Consider the following 893-nt stretch of genomic DNA (forward strand, 5'->3'; position numbering starts at 1 on the left):
GGTCGCTGCGTGCGGTGCGCGACCAGTGCCTGGCGGCGCTGGGCCCCGCGAAAGGGGCGCCATAGGGCCCGGGGGCCCGGGTCCGCTCTATCTGGCGGCTTTCCAGGCGTGCAGCGCCGCCAGCGTGCCGCTGATATGCCCGGCGGGCGCCATGGCGGTGTAGGCGAACAGGACGTGCCCGTCCGGCGCGATCACGTACGAGGTCCGGCTGGCATAATGGACCAGCGGCATCCTGGAATGATAGGACGTGGCGATCTTGCCGTCCGGATCGGCCGCCACGGGGAAGCGGCTGCGGCATTCGCTGACCGAAAACCGGTCCAGCGTCTCGATCTTGTCCATCGACACGCCGATGACCGTGGCGCCCAGCGCCTTGAACTGGTCCATCGCGTCGGCGAAATCATGCGCCTCGATGGTGCAGCCGCGGGTGAAGGCGGCGGGATAGAAATACAGCACCACCGGCCCGCGATGCAGCGCATCGGCCAGGCTGAAGCGGAATTCCTTGCCGCCCAGGCTGGCCGGCGCGTCGAACAGCGGCGCCGCGCTGCCCAGCTTCAGCGCCGCCCGTGCCGGCGAGAGCGAAATGACACCTACGAACGCCATGGCCAGCGCGCCCGGCAGCGCTACCCCCAGCCGGGCATACCGCGCCGGCGCGCGGCGGGTCTCGTCACGCCACGGGCCCGTCGGCCGTTTTGCGATCCGTTTCAAGAAGGCGGCACGGGGCATGATGGACCCTTCCGGTCACGAGATAGGGCGATCGAAAGCGCGATCAGGACTTCGAATCGGGCGAGATGACAACACAATTATCGGCGCCGGTCGACAGGCGCCGGCAGGCCGCGATCGCCGCGTCATGCGACAGGCCCGTCAGGCGCGCGCGATAGAGCTGCCCATGGGCC

1 protein-coding gene is annotated in these 893 nt (G+C 69.5%); it reads right to left on the minus strand.

Annotated elements, in window-relative coordinates; translation table 11 throughout:
- Nucleotides 1-87: 87 nt before the first annotated feature.
- Nucleotides 88-600, minus strand: coding sequence for a peroxiredoxin (locus HUK84_RS20345; RefSeq protein ID WP_176641815.1), 513 nt, complete (start codon nt 598-600; stop codon nt 88-90).
- Nucleotides 601-893: the final 293 nt, after the last annotated feature.

Source organism: Nguyenibacter vanlangensis (assembly GCF_013376155.1).
GTDB classification, from domain to species: domain Bacteria; phylum Pseudomonadota; class Alphaproteobacteria; order Acetobacterales; family Acetobacteraceae; genus Gluconacetobacter; species Gluconacetobacter vanlangensis.